Genomic DNA, 23036 nt, shown 5'->3' with positions numbered 1-23036 from the left:
GCGCCTAATTAAACACGATTTTGACGTTAGTTGAACCAAGCATGCTTTCGAGGGCTAACATTAACTCATCACTAGGGTTAACTCGCCACTCTTCACCTAACACGATTTTGCCGCTGGCTTGTTGTTTGGTGTAGTTAATCACCACAGGCACGGCGCCCTTACGCCACGGTGTTAATGTTTGCTCAAAGGTTTGTAACCAGTCAGGCGTGACATCATCGCCATGAACATTGATTTCAACCGCTTTGGCAAAGTGACTGCGTGCTTCGCCAATTTCAATGATATTACGGGCGTTCATGCGATTGCCGCCAGAGAAATCATCAAAACTGACATCACCTTCACAAATAAGAATGCGGTCTTTTTCAAGCATATGACCAAACTTCTCAAACGGCTCGGTAAATAGCATCACCTCTAGGCGAGCACTTTTGTCATCTAATGTGACTAAGCCCATTTTTGAGCCACGCTTAGTGATCATCACACGCGTAGCCACCACTAGACCAGCCGCTTTAACGGTTTTACCGCGCTCGGTTGGGTGAATGTCTTTTAAGCGGCCATTAGTGTATTGCTTAAGTTCTTTTAAATACTGATTAATGGGGTGACCAGTAAGGTAAAGCCCTAATGTTTCGCGCTCACCTTCCAACCAAATTTTGTCTGGCCACGGAGTACAATGGACAAAGTTTTGCTTACTGTCTTCAGGTTCACTATTGAGTAAACCAAACATGTCATTTTGACCAGTCGCTTCTGCTTTAGCATGTTGCGCCGCTGCACTAATCGCTTGAGGCAAGGTCGCCATCATTGATGCTCGATGCGGGCCTAATGTGTCTAAGGCGCCTGCAAGGATAAGCTTTTCAATCACTCGCTTGTTGAGCTTTTTCAAATCAATTCGAGCACAAAAATCGAACAGGTCGGTAAACGGTCCATTTTTACGGGCTTCTAAAATAGAATCTACCGGACCTTCACCCACGCCTTTAATCGCACCGATACCATAAACAATATTGAGGTCGTCATCGACCGTAAACTTGAATAAGCCTTTGTTTACGTCAGGCGGAATTAGCGGCAAGCCCATGCGTTCACATTCATCAACCAAGGTGACGATTTTGTCGGTGTTGTCCATGTCGGCAGACATTACCGCGGCCATAAACTGCGATGGGAAATGGGTTTTTAACCATAACGTTTGATACGACACCAGTGCATAAGCGGCAGAATGCGATTTGTTAAAACCGTAACCGGCGAACTTTTCCACCAAGTCGAAGATTTTCATCGACAAGTCGCCGTCGACGCCGTTGTTAATTGCACCTTCTTTAAACGTGCCGCGCTGCTTGGCCATTTCTTCAGGTTTTTTCTTACCCATTGCACGACGGAGCATATCCGCGCCGCCTAGGGTGTAACCCGACAATACCTGAGCAATCTGCATCACCTGCTCTTGGTACAAAATAATGCCGTAGGTCGGTGACAATAACTCTCTTAGTGACTCATGCTGATATTCAGCATCTGGATATGACACTTCTTCACGGCCGTGCTTACGTTCAATAAAGTTGTCAACCATGCCTGACTGCAAAGGACCTGGGCGGAAAAGTGCCACGAGCGCAATCATGTCTTCAAAACAGTCGGGTTGCAGACGTTTAATCAGGTCTTTCATACCGCGAGATTCCAGCTGGAATACCGCGGTTGTTTCGTAGCGTTGCAGTAATCTAAAACAAGCAGGATCGGCAAGCGGAATGGCTTCGATACTAACGGGGTCTTTACCTTCTTTAATCAGGCGCGGATTAATCATCTGCAATGCCCAATCAATAATGGTTAAGGTACGTAAGCCCAAGAAATCGAACTTAACCAGACCAGCAGTTTCAACGTCATTTTTGTCAAATTGTGTAACGGGGTTTAAGCCTTCGGCATCGCAATATAACGGTGCAAAGTCGGTAATTCGAGTCGGGGCGATAACCACACCACCGGCATGCTTACCCGCGTTACGTGTTACCCCTTCTAAGCGGCGACACATATCGATAAGCTCTTTAACGTCTTCATCACCGTCATAGGCTTCAGGCAGCGCGGGTTCAACTTCAAAGGCTTTCGCCAATGTCATCCCTGGTTCTGCGGGGATTAATTTAGTTAGACGTTCAACAAACCCGTAAGGATGACCTAATACGCGGCCAACATCGCGCACAACGGCTTTGGCCGCCATGGTACCAAAGGTAATAATCTGTGATACCGCTTCTCGACCGTATAGTTCTGCTACGTGGTCAATGACTTCATCGCGTCGGTCCATACAAAAGTCGACGTCGAAATCGGGCATGGATACACGTTCAGGGTTCAAGAAACGTTCGAACAGTAAATCGTATTCTAGTGGATCTAAGTCGGTAATTTTAAGCGCGTATGCGACTAACGATCCCGCACCAGAACCACGGCCGGGACCAACTGGAATGCCGTTGTCTTTGCCCCACTGAATAAACTCCATCACGATAAGGAAGTAACCAGGGAAACCCATCTGGTTAATTACCTTTAATTCAATCTCGAGACGTTCGTCATATTCGCCCCGCTTTTCGGCTCGAACTTGTGGGTTTGGAAATAAAAACTCAAGACGTTCTTCTAAGCCTTTAACGGACACGTTAACCAAGAAATCTTCAATGGATAAGTCACCGGTAGGGAAATTAGGCAAAAAGTATTCATTTAGGCGAATGGTGACATTACAGCGTTTCGCTATTTCAACGCTGTTTTGAATTGCTGACGGAATATCAGCAAATAATGCAATCATTTCATCTTCGGTGCGCAGATATTGTTGATCGCTATAGGTTTTAGGGCGACGTGGATCGACTAAAGTAAAACCATCATGAATAGCGACCCGGATTTCATGGGCTTCAAAATCATCTTGTTTTAAAAACACCACTTGGTTGGTGGCAACAACAGGTAAACCTTTTATTGATGCTAACTCAACCGCCATGTGTAAATAGCGCTCTTCATGTGCTCGGCCAGTACGAATAAGCTCTAGGTAATAGCGGTCTTCAAAGTGTTGTTGATAAAAGGCAATCAACGACTCGACTTGGTTTTGATTACCTTTTAATAATGCTTTGCCGACATCGCCATCTTTGGCCCCCGAGATAATGATCAAACCGCTGTTGTATTTGACTAACCAATCTTGGTCGATCACCACACGGTTATCAACATGACCGCGAAGATAGGCTTCACTGATCAGTTGGGTCAGGTTTTGGTAACCTTCATTGTTCATCGCGATAATGGTTAAGGCACAGAATTCTTTTTCAAATCCAGGGGTTTGCACCCAAAAATCGGCGCCAATGATCGGCTTAATTCCCGCACCATTACAAGCACCATAAAACTTAACCAAACCACAAAAGTTGTTTTGATCAGTTAACGCTATTGCTGCCATCCCCTGATTTTCAGCAGCAGCAATAATAGGTTTAACTTTAGCAACGCCATCTGACATTGAATAATCACTGTGGACGCGCAAATGAACAAAACGAGGATCGGACATAGAATATTTTTTCTTCGAAAAAGATGAATGAAACAACACGAAAATGCGGGATTTAGACTACCAAACTAAGCGACGTTATCCAACGATAAACTCGTTTAATCTGGTCATGATCAAAATGTATTTTGGAGTAAAATGCGGTCCGCAACAGGTTTAAAACTTTTACGATGATCAGGCAACACACCATATAAGGCTAGCGCTTCAAAGTGTGCTTTGGTTGGATAACCTTTATGTTTAGCAAAGCCATACTGTGGATATTGACTGTCTAACGTATCCATTTCGGCATCACGAGTGACTTTAGCAATAATGGATGCTGCACTAATCGCTGCCACTAAGCCGTCGCCTTTAATTATCGCATGACTAGCAATACCAAAATCCGGTACCCGATTGCCATCAACCAGTACTCGTTCAGGCAAAATGGATAACCCAGCTACTGCGCGCTGCATGGCCAGCATGGTGGCATGCAAAATATTCAGCTCATCGATTTCAGCAGGGCTAGCACGGCCAACACTGACACTTAGCGCGTTATCCATAATCTGTTGATACAAAGCATTACGACGTTTCTCGCTGAGCTTCTTAGAGTCATTGAGGCCAACAATCGGTTTATTCGGATCTAATATCACCGCGGCGGTGACCACATCACCAATCAGTGGACCACGCCCGACTTCATCAACACCAGCAACAAGCCCTTGTGAAATAATGGCTACTTGTTCAGGGGTAATATCTTTTATCACAACCGATAATGTCGACATATTAGCTTATCCTAGTCAGGTTACGGCGTTTGTAATAATGCTACTACAGCATCTGCCGCTCGCTCGCTGGCATTACACTTTAGCAATTGATGTAATTCTTCAAAACGGGTATTTAGCGGTGCAAAATCTTGATTAAGCTGCTTGATTATCGCATCGGCAATTAACTGTGGCTGGCAATTAGCTTGCATCAATTCTGGCACAATGGTGTCGTTTGCGAGCAAATTAGGCAACGAATAGTTTTTGATTTTCATCATTTTAATCGCGATGGCATACGTAATTGGGCTGACCCGATACGACACAACCATAGGACGTTTAACCAGCATGGCCTCTAAAGTCGCTGTGCCAGATGCCAATAAAATACAATCAGCAGCAGCCATGACTTCGCGAGATTGGCCTTCAACAATAGTGACTTCTAAATCGGGAGCAAACTCCTCAAGTGCAGCAAGAAACTGTTGTCGACGAGCATCATTAACCACTGGGGTGACAAATTTGATGTCTGGAAAGGTTTGCTTAACTAATTGAGCTGCTTTGACGAACGGCTCAGCTAATTGCTTTAGCTCACCGCCTCTGGAACCAGGCAATACCGCCAAGTATTCAGCATTAGGATCTAATCCTAATAATTGCCGAGCAGCTAGCTTATCACTGTGCATCGGAATATCGTCCGCAAGTGTATGCCCAACAAAAGTACAAGGCACTTGATGTTGGTCGTAAAACGCTTTCTCAAACGGCAATAGCGACAACACCATATTGGTCGCTTTAGCAATTTTAAATATACGTTTTGGACGCCAAGCCCATACTGACGGGCTGACGTAATGGACTGTTTTAATCCCTTTGGCTTTTAATTTAAGCTCTACACCAATATTAAAATCGGGCGCATCAATACCAATAAAACAGTCTGGCGCTAATTCAGTAATTTGTTTCACTAGGCTTGAACGAATATGCAGCAGTCGAGGTAAATGTGATAACACTTCGACTAAGCCCATGATCGACAGTTCTTCCATTGGAAATAAACTTTCAAACCCTAGAGCTTGCATTCGAGGGCCACCAATGCCGATAAAGCGCGCATCAGGATAGCGTTTTTTGAGTGAATTAACTAAACCGGCACCTAAAATATCGCCGGAGATTTCTCCGGCGACAATGGCGAATACTTTTGAAGGAGAGTTGGTCATTGTTTCCGTCTATCGAATAATGCCACGAGCAGAGTGGTTGATAAATTCCATAAATGCTTTCACATTGATGTCTTTTTCAGCGGCCTCAATTAATTCAGCGTTAGCTTCTTCAATGGTTAAACTCTTACGGAAAACCGCTTTATACGCACTCAAAATTGCTCGCTGGTTTTCTTTGGTAAAACCACGGCGTTTTAAGCCTTCTAAGTTTAATCCACGTGGTACTGCAGGAGAACCAGCAGCCATTACAAATGGGGGAACATCTTGCAAAATAAGTGAAGCACCTGCGGTAAAGGCATGCGCGCCAATGTGTACAAACTGATGCACACCAGTCATGCCGCCCAAAATAACCCAATCACCAACATGTACATGACCGGCAATTGAAGCATTATTAGCCATGATAACGTTATTACCGACAAAACAGTCGTGGGCAATATGAACATACGCCATAAACAGACAGTTAGAACCGATGCGAGTTTCACCTTTATCTTGAGTCGTACCTCGGTGAATGGTAACCGACTCACGAATGATGTTATTGTCGCCGATAATTAAGCGAGTTTGTTCGCCTGCGTACTTTTTATCTTGACACTCTTCACCAACTGAAGAGAATTGAAAAATACGATTACCTTTACCGATAACCGTTGGACCTTTAACCACAACATGAGAACTTATCCATGTGTCATCGCCGATTTCAACGTTTTCACCAATGTAGGTCCAAGGACCAATAGTGACGTTATTACCAATTTTGGCTGTTGGGTGAACAAACGCTAATTTATCTATCACTTCTTAATCTCTCTACGTGCACACATGATTTCAGCAGAACAAACCAGTTCACCATCAACCAAGGCTTCACCAACAAACACACCAATACCGCGACGCTCTTTAATCATTTTAACGTGAAAATGTATTTGGTCGCCTGGCTCAACAACACGTTTAAAACGCGCTTTATCGATACCAGCAAAATAGTACAGCACCTCTGGAGACGGCTCTGTACTCATGGTTTTAAAGGCAAGTAAACCCGTTGCTTGTGCCATGGCTTCTAAAATGAGCACGCCAGGCATAACAGGCTGTATAGGAAAATGTCCTTGGAAAAAAGGCTCATTAATGGTGACATTTTTAATCGCATGTAAGTGCTCACCTACGGTAAAGTCCAATACACGATCGATCAACAAAAATGGATATCTATGAGGTAGATATTTAAGTATCTCTTTAATATCCATGGTGTTTAATTGGTTTGACACACTACATTCCTTAAATAAGGCAGAATTACAATTATTCTGAGCCCTTAGCACTTTTCTCGAGGGTTTTAACTCGGCTAAATAATTCATCTAATTGACGGAAACGAACAGTGTTTCGACGCCATAATTTGTTTTCCATTGCGATGGTTGCGGACGAATACACACCTTTTTCACGGATAACACTGGTCACGTTCGTTCCGCCTGATATGTGTACACCATCAGCGACACTAAGGTGTCCAGCAACAGCACTACCACCACCGATAATACAATATTTACCAATGGTAGAACTTCCAGCAATAATAGAGCCACCAGCCATTGCGGTATTTTGGCCGATAACGACATTATGAGCAATTTGAACTTGGTTGTCGATAATCACACCATCGTGGATCTCGGTATGCGACAACGCACCACGGTCAATAGAAGTACATGCGCCAATTTCAACATGATTACCAATCCGAACGCCGCCTGTTTGTGGAATTTTAACCCAGTTACCGCGTTCATTGGCATAACCAAAACCATCAGAGCCAATTACCGTCCCTGAATGGACGATGCAATCATGACCAATATGGACATTATGATAAACACTTACATTAGCCCAAAGACGCGTGTTTGAACCAATAATACTGGATTCACCCACCACACAACCTGGACCTATTTGAACATTTTCACCCAAAATAACATTCGCACCTATCACCGCATTTGCACCAATAGCGGCACCGTCACCTAAAATGGCTGATGTATCTATTTGAGCTGAAGGATGAATACCAGGCGTTTCTTTTGGGGTGGTATCTAGTAATTGCGCTACTCGAGCAAATCCTACGTAAGGATCGCTAACAATAAGGGCATTACCATGATAACAACTTGCTTCTTTTTCGCTCAGCAATACCGCACTAGCTTGAGTTGCCTCAAGCTGAGCACGGTACTTACTATTGGCTAAAAAAGAGAGTTGGCCTTGGGTTGCATCTTCAAGGGTAGCGACACTGGTTATTTCCAGTGTTGCGTCACCTTTAATCGTTGCACCCAATAGTTGGCTAAGCTCTTTTAAAGTCACTTTCATACTTATTATTTGCCTTTGCTTAAGGCTTCTACCACTTTGCTGCTGATGTCAGCTTCTGGTTTAACAAAAATAACTGCGCCACGTTGTAGCACCATGTCGTATTTTTCTTTACCAGCAATGGTATTAATCGCTTTTTGAACTTGAACTAATAGTTTGTTTTGCTCTTCACCTTGACGACGACGCATGTCTTCATCTAGTGCTTTGCCTTTCAACTGGAATTCAGACTTTAATGATTCCATTTTACGTACTAATTCAGTCTTTTGTGAATCGCTCATTAAGGCGCCGTCACGTTGTTGCTTTTCAACCAAAGAACGCATTTCTTCCTGCATTTTTTGGACTTCAGCAACACGATCACCAAACTCAGCTTTTAATGATTTAGAAATTTGCTCGCGCTGTGGCAACTGCTCGAACACTTCACCCATATCAACCACTGCGAGTTTTTCCGCTTGGGCTAGCATAGGGGTAGCAAACAATGCCAATGTAATTAATGCGCGATTTACCATCTTTTTCAAAGTAGACTCCTTGTTAAACTTGTTGTTATCAGCAAAACCTGCCGAGTGTATTAGTTTTAGAACGTTTTGCCAATATTGAACGAGAAAATCTCTGTCTCGTCATCTTCATATTCTTTCAGTGGCCAAGCTAAGCTGAATACCATAGGCCCCATTGGCGATAGCCACTGCACGCTCATACCCCATGAGGCACGTAAGCGCTCTGGATCGCTATAGTCTTCTAACTTAGAGAACTGATCCGCGGGTAAAGTCCGATATGAGTCATAATCAAACTCAGTATCCCATACGTTACCTGCATCAACGAAGAAACTTGTTCGCACTGAGTTAGTGTAAGCTTCATCGAGGAATGGTGTCGGAACAATCATTTCAAAGCTTGCTGTTGCAATGGCGTTACCACCAATTGAACGGCCTGAACTCACCTGAATGGTATTTGGGTCACCTGGCAAACTACAACCATCACCTGAAACATCAGGCGCACATTGCTCACTACCACGGTATAAATAGAACGAACGAGGGCCTACTGAATTAGACTTAAAGCCACGTAACGAACTGCTACCACCAGAATAATAGTTTTCCCAGAACGGTAAGATTTGATCGTTGTCGTTAAACTGACCATAACCGTTTGAATAACCTAAACGGGCGCGAGCCAATAATACAAACCCATGCTGAGGTGTCAGTGGGAAGTAGAAGTTGGTGTCAAAATCCGTTTTAAAGTACTGTAAGTCAGAACCTGGCACGGTCATTTTACCGCTTAAACGTTGCGACGAACCATCTGTCGGGAACGTACCACGGTTAAGTGTGCTGCGGTACCAACCGGCATTCAATTCAAAGTTATCAAAACTTAAGTCTGAATTAGGATCATCCGTTTCACGATACACATTGTAGAAACGCAATGCTTGTTCATAAGCAGAGATTTCTGAAATAGTATTATGACGATAACCAATACCACCGTTCAAACGGTTATATTCGTTAATCGGGAATCCTGAGTTTAATGCAACACCATAAGATTTATTCTTATAACGCTCAAGGTTAGCCTCATTAGCATCAAACTCATTCCAGTAAACGCTACCACCTAAACTGACACCGTCTTTAGTGAAGTATGGGTCGGTATAAGACAAGTTGGCACTTTTTGAGTATTTGTTAGTGTTGACACTAAAACCAGCTTGGTTACCAGTACCAAGGAAGTTATTTTGTTCAACGCCAAACTGTAAGCTCACACCAGATTCAGTACCATAACCGACACCTGCGTTGAACGAACCTGACGGTTGCTCTTTCACAGTTACTGCGACATCAACTAAATCGTCACTGCCTGGTACTTGAATGGTTTCAGCATCAACCGTTTCGAAATAACCTAAACGGTTAAGGCGTAGCTTAGACTGTTCAATTTGAGCAGAATTCAACCATGCACCTTCCATTTGGCGTAATTCGCGGCGCATAACTTCATCTTTAGTAACTGTGTTACCGGTGAAGTTAATTGAGCGAACATACACGCGCTTACCCGGTTTAACATTGATGTTGAGTACCACTTCTTTGGTTTCATCATCAATTTCAGGATAGGTTTTTACTTCAGGATAAGCATAACCAAAGCGGCCAAGGTATTTGCTGTACATTTCTTCGGTGAATGTCACATCCGCACCGTTGTACATATTGCCCGCTTTAATTGGCAAAATAGATCTCATTAACTCTTCTCGGCCCATTAGGTCACCAATTAAGTTAACTTCTTTCACCTTGTACTTTTCACCTTCATTCACGTTAATAGTGATGTACAAACCTTTACGGTCTGGTGTCATCGCCACTTGTGTTGAAGTCACTTCAAAGCGAATATAGCCTTGATTGTGGTAATAGGTTTTAATGGTTTCTAAGTCAGCTTGTAGCTTTTGCTTTTGGTAGCGACGCTCACCAAACAAATCCCACCATGCCACATAGTCTTTAAGCTCAAGCATACTGATGAGCTCAGAATCTGAGAATACAGTATTACCAACCACGTTAATTTGGCGGATTTCAGCCGCTAAACCTTCGGTAAACTTAAATTTAAGCTCAACACGGTTACGAGGTAAGTTGATGATTTGCGCTTCAACTTTGGCACCGTATTTACCCACACCGTAATAGAAATCTTGCAGGCCTTTTTCAATGCCAGACAACATGGTTCTATCAAGTGATTCGCCAGCTTTAACACCAGAACCGTCAAGACTTTCTTGTAACTGCTCGTCTTTGATATCTTTATTACCGTCAAACGAGATAATACTGATAGTTGGACGTTCTTTAACCGTTACATAGAGTATACCGTCTTCATGACTGACACTGATGTTTTCAAAATTGGTTGAACCGTAAAGGCTCTTAATCGCTTGCTGTAATTTAACTTCATCTACTGTATCACCTACTTTCACAGGTAAACTCAATAGTGCTGCACCGAGAGCAACTCGTTGCAAACCTTCTACTTGGATGTCGGTCACTTCAAAAGGTTGGAAAGACTCTGCCCAACCATTCCCTGAAAAAGACGCGCCGACGAATAACATCGAGGCAAAAATTTTATTAAATCTCATAGAGCACTTCTAATTATTAGTCTGTCCTTGCTCAGAGTCGGGCAAAATCGTTGAATAAGGCTACGCCCATCAACATTAGCAGCAAAGCTGCGCCAAACCTGAATCCTATTTCCTGTACCTTTTCGGGTACAGGCTTACCAGTAATCACTTCTACAAAGTAATACAGCAAGTGTCCCCCATCGAGCACTGGCAGAGGCATTAAATTAATAATGCCTAAGTTAACGCTGATGAGCGCGATAAACCCTAGAAAATACACTAAGCCGTAACTTGCACTGGCGCCTGCGCCTTGTGCAATCGAAATAGGACCACTAAGGTTTTTCACCGACACATCGCCGGTAAATAATTTTCCAATCATCTTGAAGCTGACGACAACGAGTTGCCATGTTTTGTCAGTTGCAGCGATAACAGAATCTACTATGCCATACTCAAGCTCAAAGCGCATATTATCAGGCCATTGGGCTTGGGTTGGGCTAATTCCAACAATTCCGATAGTTTTACCATCAGAATTTTGTTGTGCTTTTGGCACAACATCAACATTGATAAGTTCACCTTGACGCATCAATGTCATATTAATATTTTTATTGGCAGAGCTTTGTACCACATCAACAAACGCATTCCAATCGCTGTATTGAGTGCCATTGATGTTGACGAGTTTATCGCCAATCTTAATGCCCGCTTGCTCTGCCGCACTGTCTTTACTCACTGCCGCTATCGTTGGATCAATCCCTGGACGAAATATCCCCAAACCGAGTGCAGTTATCGGCGACTCTTTTTCTGGATCAAATATCCAATTTCGCGTATCGAGTTTTACGGTGCGAACTGGCATATCCATGCCAGACAACTCTGGTAATGGTGCTAGGGATAACTCAATACTGTCATCACCAATATGACCTACTAAGGCTAAATTAACTTCTTCCCAAGTACGTACCGGTTGTCCTGATACCGCTATAATTTGTTGTGGTTCAACCAACTGAATAACACTAGCTGGGCTATTTAGTTTAGTACTGTCAATGACCGGCTTAATCGACGGAGTACCAATAAGATACATGACATATAACGCTGCTATAGCAAAAATAAAGTTGGCAATAGGGCCTGCAGATACAATCGCAATACGTTGCCAAACCGTTTTACGATTAAAGGCTTGGTCGACTAGCTCGGCTGGGACGTCTTCAACGCGTTCATCAAGCATTTTGACATAACCACCCAAGGGGATCATAGCGACAACATATTCAGTGCCATCTTTACCCACTTTACGCCAAATCGCTTTGCCAAAACCGATAGAGAAACGCTCGACTTTAACGCCACAACGACGGGCAACCCAAAAATGGCCATACTCGTGGGCTGTAATCAAAATACCCAATGCGACGATAAATGAACCCAAGCTCCAAAAAAAATCTATCATTATTTCCCTGAATTAATTTAGTGTGCTGATAACGGACACTGCCGTGGCACGTGCTTGCTCATCAAGCTGTAATATATCTTCAATACTGTCTAAACGTGTTTGTTGCACCGAGTCTAAACAACGATAATTAACGTTAGCAATATCAGTAAAACGAATTCGGCCTTTTAAAAATGAATCGACAGCAATTTCATTAGCTGCATTCAATACTGTGGTCGCTTCTTGCCCTTGCTCACACGCTTGCATCGCTAAGCGTAAACATGGAAAACGATCAAAGTCAGGTTCACAAAAGCTTAACTGTCCGACTTTGAAAAAATCCAAAGGTTCAACGCCAGCGCCAATTCTTTGCGGATAGCTCATACAATGAGCAATAGGAGTGCGCATATCGGGGTTGCCCATTTGCGCAATAACAGAACCATCACGGTATTGCACCATTGAATGGATCACGCTTTGAGGATGGATCACCACTTTGAGCTGTTCAGCTTGCGTATTAAACAGCCAACGCGCTTCGATAAACTCTAAGCCTTTATTCATCATCGTGGCTGAGTCAACGGAGATTTTAGGCCCCATGGACCAATTAGGGTGATTACAAGCTTGAGCAGGTGTCATCGCACTTAAGGTGGCTAAATCAGTGTTTAAAAACGGTCCACCAGAACCTGTTAATAAAATATGTGATATGCCATTGGCACTTAAGTCACAATAACCGAGTTGCGCTTGGACATTGGTTGGTAAACATTGAAATATGGCATTGTGCTCGCTGTCGACAGGTAGCACTGTCGCACCTGATGCTCTAGCCGTGTGCATAAATAACTCACCCGACATAACCAGTGCTTCTTTGTTGGCTAGCAACACCCGCTTACCTGCTTTAACAGCGTCAAATGTCGGTACTAAACCCGCAGCGCCAACAATAGCCGCCATAACGGTATCGGTACGACTGTCGGTCACTAACGCATTTAACGCCTCAGCACCTGTAGTCACTTGAGTAACGCAGTGATTAGGTAATAATGATTTAAGCTCCATAGCGGCGTTCTCATCCACCATATGAGCATACTCAGGCTGATGGGTAATACACAAGGCCAGCATTTTTTGAACACTGGCATTGGCCACTAATCCATAGACATGAAAATCGGCAGGGTTATTTACCATCACACTTAAGGTGCTAGCGCCTATTGAGCCAGTAGCCCCTAAAATCACCATATTTTGCATTGGCATCACATCCACATGGCAATGTAGATAAAGGTAAATACTGGCAATGCTGCAGTCAGACTGTCGATACGGTCTAAAATACCACCATGACCAGGTAAAATGGTGCCAGAATCTTTAATGTTTGCAGCGCGTTTGAACATGCTTTCAGACAAGTCACCAAAAGCAGAAGCCAGAGCCGTAACGAGTGTCACCACAATAAGTAAGCCTAGCTCTTGTTCTGGCGCAACATACATAATGCCCGCAACTACAACCATAGTGGTAATTAAACCACCGGCTAAACCTTCAAGCGTCTTGGCAGGACTCACACTCGGCATCAATTTATGTTTACCTAACTTACGCCCAGCAAAATAAGCACCGGTGTCAGTCGCCCAAACCACTAACATAACGATAAACACTAATGCACCACCATAATAGGGATGAACGTTACTGCTTAACGATTTGAGTGCGATTAAAGAGGCAAAACACGGGATGAGAGTTAACTGGCCAAACATGGATTTCAGCATAGGGCTGTCTTTCCATATTTTGGCACTTTTAGGAAAACTGAACACCAATGCGCTGCTGACTATCCACCAAAATACACCGATAGTGATGATGGCTAGATAAATAGGATGTAATTGCCCTTTAAACCACAACACATCTATGGGTACTGATAAATTAAGCGCTATCATTAACAGACCCAGGGTAGCAGTAAAAGACCACTGGGTGACATTACAGCTTGGGTCAATGAAACTGCCCCACTCTTTTGCTGCAATTAAAAACACTGGCACTAACACCCAAGCAAACAAGTTTGCTGGAAGTAAAAATATTGCCCCGAGTACAATTGGGATTAACCACAATGCTGTTATTATTCGTTGTTTTAGCAAAAACTAATCCTCTTAATATTTATATTGCGCGTATCTCTTCAATTTGACTACCCGTCAAACCAAAACGGCGCTGCCGACTGGCAAAAATGGCAATAGCATCACGAAATGCTAGCTCATCAAAGTCAGGCCATAGGGTGTCAGTAAACACCAACTCGGCATAAGCGGCCTGCCATAAAACAAAATTACTAATGCGGTAGTCACCGCCTGTACGGATCATTAAATCAACTTCGCTCTGGTTTTGCATGCACAAATGTTCATTTAATGCTTCTTCGGTCATCTGACTGCTGGTGATTTCGCCACTTTCAACTTTTTCGGCTAATTTTTGTGCAGCTTGTAAGATATCCCAACGTCCGCCATAGTTCGCTGCCACATTTAATATCAGACCAGTATTGCTTGCTGTTTTCTCTTGAGCACCGGCAATCTGTTTCTGTAAACGATTAGAAAACCTGCTGGTATCACCAATAATGTTGAGCTTAACTTGGTTTTTGTCGAGCAATTTCAATTCACGTTGTAACACCGTAAAAAACAATTCCATCAACAAACTGACTTCTTTATCTGGTCGGCGCCAATTTTCACTTGAAAATGCAAACAAGGTTAGTGATTCAATACCAAGTTGACTTGCAGTACTTACCGCACGGCGCACAGCTTTAACACCGGCTTTATGACCGAAAACCCGAGCTTTACCCTGCAGTTGTGCCCAACGGCCATTACCATCCATAATAATCGCAACATGTTTGGGCAGAGATTGTTTTACTACATCAGATAATTGTCCCGGCAACAATTGCGAAGTCATTTGCTCCGAATCGGCTTTAGGGTCTGATTCAAACTCAACTGTAGACGACATCTACGACAATCCTTTATAAAAACAAACGCCGTGTAGTATACCCTTACACGGCGTGTTAACTCTAGCGTCTAAGTTGAGAGATTATACTTCCATCAACTCTTTTTCTTTCGCTGCTAGAATTTGATCGATGTTTTTGATTGATGAATCAGTGTGCTTTTGCACTTCATCTTCACTACGGCGAACATCATCTTCAGTACATGCTTTTGCTTTTTCAAGCTTTTTCACTTCACTGATTGCGTCACGACGAACGTTACGAATGGCAATACGACCATTTTCCGCTTCGTTACGTACCACTTTAATGAAGTCTTTACGGCGTTCTTCAGTTAACGAAGGTAACGGGATACGTAAAGTCGCACCAGCAGACATAGGGTTTAAACCTAAGTCAGAGCTCATGATTGCTTTTTCTACCGCTTGAACCATCGATCTATCAAACACGTTTACTGTTAACGTACGAGAATCTTCTACACCCACGTTTGCCACTTGCTTAAGTGGTGACATAGAGCCATAGCAAGACACTTGAATTGAATCTAATAAACTTGGGTGTGCACGACCGGTGCGAACTTTCGCCATTTGGTTTTTAGTCGCATCAACGCATTTACTCATGCGCTCTTGCGCATCTAACATAATAGTATCAATCACAATAATTTCCTTTTTGTCACAAATTCATGTGTGTTTGAGCATTAGCCTAAGAATGACACATGCAATAAAACCGCTCAAACAGTTAAATTATATAATATAAATATTTTCTGTGTCGGTGATTAAGCAGGTTGTTTACTGCTAATAATCGTACCTTCTTTCTCACCCATAATAACGCGGCGAAGTGCACCTGGCTTGTTCATATTGAATACAAGAATCGGCATATTATGATCACGTGCCATAGTAAATGCAGCAAGATCCATTACTTTTAATTCTGATTCAAGGACTTCGGCAAAACTAAGCGTGTCATATTTAACCGCTTCAGGGTTTTTCATTGGGTCTGCTGAGTATACACCATCTACTTTGGTGCCTTTTAGTACCACTTCAGCTTCAATCTCAATACCGCGTAAACATGCTGCAGAATCGGTTGTACAAAAAGGATTGCCCGTACCGGCAGCAAAAATAACCACACGACCAGACTTTAATAGGCTAATTGCTTCTGTCCAAGTGTAATCATCGCACACACCTTTAAGTGGGATAGCAGACATAAGACGGGCATTAACATATGCACGGTGCAAGGCATCACGCATGGCTAAGCCATTCATTACGGTTGCTAACATACCCATGTGATCGCCCACCACGCGGTTCATACCAGCTTTTGCTAAGCCTTCGCCACGAAATAGATTACCACCACCAATAACCACGCCAACTTGAATACCAAGTTCAACAAGCTCTTTCACTTCTTGTGCCATACGATCAAGTACTTTAGGGTCAATGCCGAAGCCTTCTTCACCCATTAATGCTTCACCGCTTAATTTAAGCAGAATACGTCTAAACGCTGGTTTTGGATTGGTGCTCATAATTTTCATCCTGATCATAACAAAACCGCAGCGGTTGCTGCGGTCTTAGGGTATTTAGATTAAAGCGATTACGCTTTTTTAGTAGCGGCGATTTGCGCAGCTACTTCAGCAGCGAAATCTTCTGCTTTCTTCTCGATACCTTCACCAACTTCTAAACGAATAAAGCTGGTTACTGTAGCGCCTTTCGACTTAAGAACTTCGCCAACAGTTTTCTTTGGTTCCATGATGAAAGCTTGACCAGTAAGAGAGATCTCACCAGTGAACTTCTTCATACGACCAACAACCATCTTCTCAGCGATTTCAGCAGGCTTGCCTTCATTCATCGCGATTTCGATTTGAAGCGCTTGCTCTCTTTCTACAAGTTCAGCAGGCACATCTTCAGGGTTTACGAAATCTGGCTTAGAAGCAGCTACGTGCATTGCGATATGCTTTAGTGTTTCTTCATCAGCTTCACCCGCAACAACAACACCAATACGATCACCGTGACGGTAAGACGCAAGGTTTGCACCATCGATATACTCAACGCGACGAACGTTGATGTTTTCACCGATTTTAGTTACAAGCGCAACACGAGTTTCTTCAAACTGTGCTTTTAAGTCTTCGATAGACACTTTAGATGCAGCAGCAACATCAAGCACTGCGTTAGCAAATGCTAGGAAGTTTGAGTCTTTTGCAACGAAGTCAGTTTGACAGTTAACTTCTAAAAGTGCAGCGAAACCTTCGCCATTCTTGATTAGAATTGTACCGTCAGCAGCGATGTTACCTGCTTTTTTAGCAGCCTTCGCAGCGCCGCTTTTACGCATGTTATCAATCGCTAGTTCGATGTCACCGTCAGTTTCAGTCAGTGCATTCTTACAGTCCATCATGCCAGCGCCAGTGCGGTCACGAAGTTCTTTAACTTGGGCAGCAGTAATTGCCATTGTTAAATCCTCTAATTTAATTCGTCTAATATTGCATTTATAAAACAGGGGCCAAAAGGCCCCTGTTCACCAATTATCTTATTGGCAAATAAGGGGGATGATAATCATCACGCCTTATTAAACAGCTTCTACGAAACCGTCTTGCTCAGCTTGAACAGCTAAATCTTGACCACGGCCAGCGTTAGCAGCTGCAGCAACAGAAGAAGTGTACAAACGGATAGCACGCATTGCGTCGTCGTTACCAGGAACGATGTAGTTAACACCGTCTGGTGCAGAGTTGGTATCAACAACTGCAACAACTGGAATACCTAGGTTGTTTGCTTCTTTAATCGCGATATGCTCATGGTCAGCACCGATAACGAATAATACGTCAGGTAAACCGCCCATGTTCTTGATTCCGCCTAAAGACTTTTCTAACTTGTCTAATTCGCGTGAACGCATTAACGCTTCTTTCTTAGTTAACTTGTCGAAAGTACCGTCTACAGACTGGCTTTCTAGCTCTTTAAGACGCTTGATTGACTGACGAACAGTTTTCCAGTTAGTTAACATGCCGCCTAACCAACGATGATCAACATAATACTGATCACAAGAAAGTGCAGATGCTTTGATAGCTTCGCCAGCAGCGCGCTTAGTACCTACGAATAATACTTTACCTTTCTTAGAAGCAATGTTGCTAATGAAAGCTAGAGCTTCGTTGAACATTGGTACTGTATGCTCAAGGTTGATGATGTGTACACCATTACGAGCGCCGAAGATGAAAGGCTTCATCTTAGGGTTCCAGTAACGAGTTTGGTGACCGAAGTGAACACCAGCTTGTAGCATGTCGCGCATTGAAACAGTAGTCATTGTATTTACCTTAATGTAAGGGGTTAGACCTCCACGCATCCCATGTTTCGACTTTCTAACTTCTGTTAAGAATGAGAAAGCACCCCGAAAAATGTGTCGATACGTGTGTGATTTAGTATTTAAGTTAATTGCCATGTATAATGACCGCCATATTTTACGATTTGCCGAACACAATGTATACCTTGCTAAAAAAGCAGCGATTGACATTGTATTAACTCGAACCGTACAACAACGATCTTACACATAACGGCGCGCTTTATACCATAAACGGCATGTAAATACAAATTTTTGCCGTAAAATCCTTGGATAAAACAAGCCTATTTTGACCGCCAAAAAGATAGAGAGTTTTCATGAGTATTGTGATCAAAAATGCAGACGAGATAGAAAAAATGCGTGCAGCGGGTAAATTAGCGGCGCAAGTATTAGAAATGGTAGCTCCACATGTTAAGGCTGGAGTGACCACAAATGAGTTAGACGAAATTTGTGCTAAATACACCGAAGAGCAAGGTGCTATTTCTGCACCGCTTAATTATCACGGATTTCCGAAGTCTATTTGTACCTCGGTAAATGAAGTCGTATGCCACGGTATTCCTTCTGAGTACGTGTTGAAAGATGGCGATATGATTAACCTAGATATTACTGTCATCAAAGACGGTTATCATGGTGATACTTCGAAAATGTTTTTAATCGGTGAAGTATCAGCAAAAGACAAACGTTTGAGCCGCATTGCCCAAGAAAGCTTGTATTTAGCCATTCGTAAAGTGCGTCCTGGTTTAAAATTAGGCGAAATTGGTACAACCATCGAAAAATTCATCAAAACAAGTAAAACAGGGCTTGATAAGTACTCCATCGTACAAGATTATTGTGGTCATGGTATTGGCACAGGTTTCCACGAAGAACCGCAAGTTGTTCATTATAAAAATAATGACAAGACCGTGTTAAGACCCGGTATGTGCTTCACGATTGAACCAATGATCAATGCAGGTCGTCATACTACTGTGTTGGATAAAAGTGATAATTGGACTGTCACAACTTCTGATAGTAAAAACTCTGCACAATGGGAACACACACTTTTAGTGACCCAAACAGGTGTAGAAGTGCTAACGTTGCGTGAAGAAGAAGACTTTCCACGTATCATTAATCACTAAAGACTCAAATTAGTAAGGATATCAATGAATACTGCGCTGGCCGCCAAAAACGCATTAATTGACTTAAACCAGCGCTTAGTTGAGCAGTACACTGCAAAACACCCTATTGCTGATATTGTTAAACACCGCAGTCAATTTGTTGATGCTTTACTAACACAAACTTGGCAAGATTTTGGCTTACATAATAACCATCTTGCCTTAGTTGCCGTTGGTGGCTATGGTCGTGGTGAATTGCATCCTTATTCAGATATTGACTTACTTTTTTTGGTCGACGATGAACAACTATCACCTGAGACTGAAACTAAACTGGGTCAATTCATTACTTACCTTTGGGATACTGGGCTTGAAATAGGCCACAGTGTCCGCACAATTGCGCAAACCATTGAGCAAGGTAAAGCAGACATCACCATTGCCACAAATCTCATTGAAGCCAGATTGCTCACAGGTAATGAATATCTATTTGACGTGTTATACGATGCTATTCGCCAACAAGACTTTTGGCCCTCTTATGACTTTTATAACGCCAAGAAAGATGAACAAACTGCTCGCCATAGTAAAGCCAGTGCCTTTGATTTAGAACCTAACATTAAAACCTGCCCCGGCGGATTGCGTGATATTCAAACCATCGCATGGGTCGCAATGCGCCACTTTGATGCAGCTACGCTTGAAGAGCTTGTTGAACACGACTTTTTATCACCAGCAGAATTGGCAGAATTAATTGAATGCCAAAATTTTCTGTGGGAAATCCGTTTTGCACTTCACATCACCGCTAATCGCAACGAAAACAGATTATTGTTTGATTTACAGCGACAAATAGCCAGTTTATTAGGTTACGAAGATGCAACTCAATTAGCCGTCGAACAAATGATGAAACGCTACTATCGTACGGTTCGCCGGGTGATGGAGCTTAATCAAATGCTGCTGCAATTGTTTAAGCGTGCAACATTAGGTCACACTCAAGCACTAGAAATCCAGCCGATAAGTGAGGCTTATCAACGTCGCGGGCGTTATATTGAAGTGTTAGATGACGATTTATTTAGCCGCCAAAACGAAGAAATATTACGTTTATTTCTACTGGTGGCGAAAAACTCTAACATTCAAGAAATTTACGCGCCAACGTTACGATTACTGCGCAATGCCCGTAGAGCTCTAACATCACCCTTACAAGAAAATCCCGCCTGTCGTAAAGTGTTTATGGAGATATTAAAACATCCCCGAGGTATTACCGCGCTTTCACTCATGCATCAACACGGGATTTTATCGTCTTACTTACCGGCTTGGCGCAAGATTGAAGGCCAAATGCAGTTTGATTTATTTCATGCCTATACGGTTGACGAACACACCCATAGATTACTGCTCAATATTGACCGCTTTTCACAGGCTGAACAAAAAGATGAATTTCCACTAGGCGCCATCTTAATTAATCAGTTGCCGAAAAAAGGCCTATTAGTCCTCGGGGCCATCTTTCATGATATCGCTAAAGGCCGTGGCGGCGATCACAGCAAATTAGGTTCAAAAGACGCCATCGATTTTTGTAAATTACATGGCATGAATGATCATGACGGTCGCTTAGTGGCTTGGTTAGTTGAAAATCACCTCGTGATGTCAATCACCGCTCAGCGCAGAGATATTTCAGACCCTGAAGTGATTGCACTATTTGCTGAAAAAGTACGCGATGCAGCGCACTTAAGTTATTTATATTGCCTCACAGTAGCCGATATTTGTGCCACTAATGAGAAAACATGGAATAACTGGAAAGGCTCGTTATTACGCGACTTGTATTTTTCAACTCAACGAGTATTAGCTCGGGGAAAAGAAAAACCTATCGATGCTAAAGCACGCGTAAAAGAGATCCAAGCCAAAGCTAAAAAAGAACTTATTCGTCGTGGCCTCAAAGAAAAAGACATGGATGAACTCTGGTCTCGATTCAAATCTGACTATTTTTTACGTCATCAGCCAACCCAAGTGGCTTGGCATGCAGAGGCTATTCTAAAACATCATCACGACGAACCATTAGTGTTAATGTCTAAACATACAACGCGGGGTGGGACGGAGCTTTTTGTCTATAGCAAAGATAAACCAAAACTGTTTGCCACCGTCATGACCGTTTTAGACAACAAAAATATCAATGTTCATGACGCTAATATCATGACATCAAAAGATAACTATGCACTCGACACCTTTGTGATTTTAGAACAAGATGGCGAGCCAATTATCCAATTGTCACGCATTCAAAGTATTCGTAAAGCACTTGAAAAAGCCTTGGCCAGTGAAAATCCAAAACTGCCGAAGTTTAGAAAACTAGCCCGGATCATGAAACCTTTTAATGTTGCGACTCATGTGAGTTTCTTACCCAGTGCTCGCCATGGTACAAGTATGATGGAATTAATCACCCTCGATACCCCAGGCCTATTAGCCAAAGTCGGTGATACGCTCTATCGTTGCAACGTGACATTATTAGCAGCCAAAATTACCACTATTGGCGAACGTGCAGAAGATTTTTTCATATTACAAAACCAAAGTGGAACGGCCCTAGATGAGCCACAACAGCAACAATTATCTGATGCGCTAACACTGGCGTTAAAATCATCTAACTAATTTTAAACCATAAATTTACGCTACTAATCATTTAATACCGGGAGAAAACAATGGAGGCTTTACGCCAACGCATTGAAGCAGCATTCGAAACACGTCAAGATATCTCACCTTCAAGCGTAGAACCTAGTGTTCGCGCCGATGTTGAAACCGTGATCAATATGCTCGATAAAGGCCAAGCACGCGTTGCTGAAAAGATTGACGGAGAATGGCATGTACACCAATGGCTTAAAAAAGCCGTACTCCTGTCTTTCCGCATTTTTGATAACGGCGTGATTGAAGGTGGCGACACCAAATATTTCGACAAAGTTCCGCAAAAATTTGCCGATTATGATGAAGCCCGTTTCAAAGCAGAAGGCATTCGAGTTGTGCCACCAGCAACGGTTCGCAAAGGCTCATTTATTGGTAAGAACACGGTATTAATGCCATCCTACGTTAACCTTGGTGCTTATGTTGATGAAGGCACTATGGTTGATACATGGGCCACTGTTGGTTCGTGTGCGCAGATAGGTAAAAACGTACACTTGTCTGGCGGTGTTGGTATTGGCGGTGTATTAGAGCCATTACAAGCAGGTCCAACCATTATTGAAGACAACTGTTTTATTGGTGCTCGCAGCGAAATCGTTGAAGGTGTTGTTGTTGAAGAAGGCAGCGTAATTTCAATGGGCGTTTACATTGGTCAAAGCACGCGAATTTTTGATCGTGAAACCGGTGAAGTGCATTACGGTCGTGTTCCTGCTGGCTCGGTTGTCGTATCAGGTAACCTACCATCAGCGTGTGGCACATACAGCTTATATGCAGCGATTATTGTCAAAAAAGTTGATGCTAAAACTCGCGGTAAAGTGGGTATCAATGAACTATTACGCATTGTTGATTAATTATATTATCCAACAATAATCTAAAAAAGGCTCCTAGGAGCCTTTTTTGTTGCCATAAGCACTATGAATTCTGTGGAATGTTATGATTTTTATGAGGT

General features: G+C 42.9%; 19 protein-coding genes. 3 read left to right on the top strand and 16 right to left on the bottom strand.

Features of this window, described 5'->3' with window-relative positions; genetic code table 11:
* Positions 1-4 precede the first annotated feature (4 nt).
* The 16 genes from dnaE to rpsB all read right to left on the bottom strand — a co-directional run bounded on the left by dnaE (position 5) and on the right by rpsB (position 18317).
* Positions 5-3481 (bottom strand): DNA polymerase III subunit alpha, encoded by a 3477-nt coding sequence (dnaE, locus tag SFRI_RS06610; protein ID WP_011636759.1) that lies wholly within the window; start codon positions 3479-3481, stop codon positions 5-7.
* A 110-nt stretch (positions 3482-3591) separates the two neighbouring features.
* Entirely contained in the window at positions 3592-4230 is a 639-nt protein-coding gene (rnhB, locus tag SFRI_RS06605) for a ribonuclease HII (RefSeq protein WP_011636758.1), read from the bottom strand.
* A gap of 20 nt (positions 4231-4250) precedes the next feature.
* Positions 4251-5399, bottom strand: a complete 1149-nt coding sequence (gene lpxB / locus SFRI_RS06600; protein ID WP_011636757.1) for a lipid-A-disaccharide synthase — start codon at positions 5397-5399, stop codon at positions 4251-4253.
* Between the two features lie 9 nt (positions 5400-5408).
* Positions 5409-6179 carry an acyl-ACP--UDP-N-acetylglucosamine O-acyltransferase gene (gene lpxA, locus SFRI_RS06595; protein WP_011636756.1) on the bottom strand — a complete coding sequence of 257 codons (771 nt, stop codon included), beginning with the start codon at positions 6177-6179 and terminating at the stop codon, positions 5409-5411.
* Entirely contained in the window at positions 6176-6637 is a 462-nt protein-coding gene (gene fabZ, locus SFRI_RS06590; RefSeq protein WP_011636755.1) for a 3-hydroxyacyl-ACP dehydratase FabZ, read from the bottom strand. Before fabZ ends, lpxA begins: the two co-directional genes overlap by 4 nt.
* 31 nt (positions 6638-6668) lie before the next feature.
* On the bottom strand, positions 6669-7691 hold the full coding sequence (gene lpxD, locus SFRI_RS06585; RefSeq protein ID WP_011636754.1) for a UDP-3-O-(3-hydroxymyristoyl)glucosamine N-acyltransferase: 1023 nt from the start codon (positions 7689-7691) through the stop codon (positions 6669-6671).
* A gap of 5 nt (positions 7692-7696) precedes the next feature.
* Complete coding sequence (locus tag SFRI_RS06580; protein WP_011636753.1) at positions 7697-8194, bottom strand: OmpH/Skp family outer membrane protein; 498 nt, start codon at positions 8192-8194, stop codon at positions 7697-7699.
* A gap of 65 nt (positions 8195-8259) precedes the next feature.
* Positions 8260-10743, bottom strand: a complete 2484-nt coding sequence (gene bamA / locus SFRI_RS06575; protein WP_011636752.1) for an outer membrane protein assembly factor BamA — start codon at positions 10741-10743, stop codon at positions 8260-8262.
* A 31-nt stretch (positions 10744-10774) separates the two neighbouring features.
* Positions 10775-12145, bottom strand: a complete 1371-nt coding sequence (rseP, locus tag SFRI_RS06570; protein WP_011636751.1) for a sigma E protease regulator RseP — start codon at positions 12143-12145, stop codon at positions 10775-10777.
* A 12-nt stretch (positions 12146-12157) separates the two neighbouring features.
* Positions 12158-13348 carry a 1-deoxy-D-xylulose-5-phosphate reductoisomerase gene (gene ispC / locus SFRI_RS06565; protein WP_011636750.1) on the bottom strand — a complete coding sequence of 397 codons (1191 nt, stop codon included), beginning with the start codon at positions 13346-13348 and terminating at the stop codon, positions 12158-12160.
* 5 nt (positions 13349-13353) lie between these two features.
* Entirely contained in the window at positions 13354-14211 is an 858-nt protein-coding gene (locus SFRI_RS06560; RefSeq protein ID WP_011636749.1) for a phosphatidate cytidylyltransferase, read from the bottom strand.
* A 19-nt stretch (positions 14212-14230) separates the two neighbouring features.
* A complete protein-coding gene (gene uppS, locus SFRI_RS06555) occupies positions 14231-15055 on the bottom strand; it encodes a polyprenyl diphosphate synthase (RefSeq protein WP_011636748.1) in 825 nt (274 codons plus the stop codon).
* An 81-nt stretch (positions 15056-15136) separates the two neighbouring features.
* Positions 15137-15679, bottom strand: coding sequence for a ribosome recycling factor (gene frr, locus SFRI_RS06550; protein WP_220491834.1), 543 nt, complete (start codon positions 15677-15679; stop codon positions 15137-15139).
* A 134-nt stretch (positions 15680-15813) separates the two neighbouring features.
* Positions 15814-16551, bottom strand: coding sequence for a UMP kinase (pyrH, locus tag SFRI_RS06545; protein WP_011636746.1), 738 nt, complete (start codon positions 16549-16551; stop codon positions 15814-15816).
* Positions 16552-16619: 68 nt separating this feature from the next.
* Positions 16620-17471, bottom strand: a complete 852-nt coding sequence (gene tsf / locus SFRI_RS06540; RefSeq protein ID WP_011636745.1) for a translation elongation factor Ts — start codon at positions 17469-17471, stop codon at positions 16620-16622.
* A gap of 117 nt (positions 17472-17588) precedes the next feature.
* Positions 17589-18317 (bottom strand): 30S ribosomal protein S2, encoded by a 729-nt coding sequence (gene rpsB, locus SFRI_RS06535; RefSeq protein WP_011636744.1) that lies wholly within the window; start codon positions 18315-18317, stop codon positions 17589-17591.
* A gap of 350 nt (positions 18318-18667) precedes the next feature.
* Between rpsB and map the strand changes: the two genes are divergently transcribed.
* From map to dapD, 3 genes are read left to right on the top strand one after another with little or no spacing between them, the layout of a single operon-like run.
* The gene (map, locus tag SFRI_RS06530) at positions 18668-19465 is read left to right on the top strand and encodes a type I methionyl aminopeptidase (RefSeq protein WP_011636743.1); all 798 of its coding nucleotides are present in this window, start codon (positions 18668-18670) and stop codon (positions 19463-19465) included.
* Positions 19466-19489: 24 nt separating this feature from the next.
* A complete protein-coding gene (glnD, locus tag SFRI_RS06525; protein ID WP_011636742.1) occupies positions 19490-22063 on the top strand; it encodes a bifunctional uridylyltransferase/uridylyl-removing protein GlnD in 2574 nt (857 codons plus the stop codon).
* Between the two features lie 50 nt (positions 22064-22113).
* On the top strand, positions 22114-22938 hold the full coding sequence (dapD, locus tag SFRI_RS06520; protein WP_011636741.1) for a 2,3,4,5-tetrahydropyridine-2,6-dicarboxylate N-succinyltransferase: 825 nt from the start codon (positions 22114-22116) through the stop codon (positions 22936-22938).
* Positions 22939-23036 lie beyond the last annotated feature (98 nt).

Source organism: Shewanella frigidimarina NCIMB 400 (genome assembly GCF_000014705.1).
In the GTDB taxonomy this organism is placed as follows: domain Bacteria; phylum Pseudomonadota; class Gammaproteobacteria; order Enterobacterales; family Shewanellaceae; genus Shewanella; species Shewanella frigidimarina.
Note: the sequence above shows the minus strand (reverse complement) of the source record. Positions and strands in the feature narration are given on the sequence as shown.